Source organism: Chitinophaga sp. 05T412, from assembly GCF_056396465.1.
Genome location: NZ_JBFTLN010000081.1, coordinates 1 through 470 on the forward strand (window position 1 = coordinate 1; position 470 = coordinate 470).

2 protein-coding genes are annotated in these 470 nt (G+C 75.1%); both read left to right on the plus strand.

Annotated elements, in window-relative coordinates:
• On the plus strand, positions 1–181 hold a 181-nt coding region (locus AC1DFM_RS34765; RefSeq protein WP_477081379.1), incomplete at its 5' end, for a hypothetical protein.
• Positions 182–224: 43 nt separating this feature from the next.
• Positions 225–470: SWIM zinc finger family protein (locus AC1DFM_RS34770; RefSeq protein ID WP_477081380.1), on the plus strand; the 246-nt coding region annotated here is incomplete at its 3' end.

Here is a 470-nt window from a genome sequence, read left to right on the forward strand (position 1 = left end):
CTACAGCGGCTCGGCCGTCGTCGGCTGGGTGCTCGGCTACGCGTGGTCGGACCGGGGGTGGGGGGCGGTCGTGGCGTCCGTCGTCGGCCTCGCCGCCGTGGCCCTGACGGTCGCCCTCGCGGTGCTGCCCGGCGCGAGCGACGCGCCCTCACGGTCGAGGACGGCCGACGCGGTGCGCTGACTGCGCCCCCGCTGTGGGAGGCGTGGGTCATGATGTGCCAGTCATGACCCGATGGACTCCAGCCCAGGTGGCCGGCCTGGCCCCCGACGCCTTGTCGCTGGCGGCTGCCCGCAGGCTCGCGCGCCCCGGCCCGTGGTCCGACACCGGGTCGACCGACGTGCTCGTCTGGGGCAAGTGCCAGGGGTCGGGCAAGACGCCCTACCAGGTGAGCGTCGACCTCACCGGTCCCGCGTTCCGCTGCTCGTGCCCGAGCCGCAAGTTCCCGTGCAAGCACGGGCTCGCCCTGCTG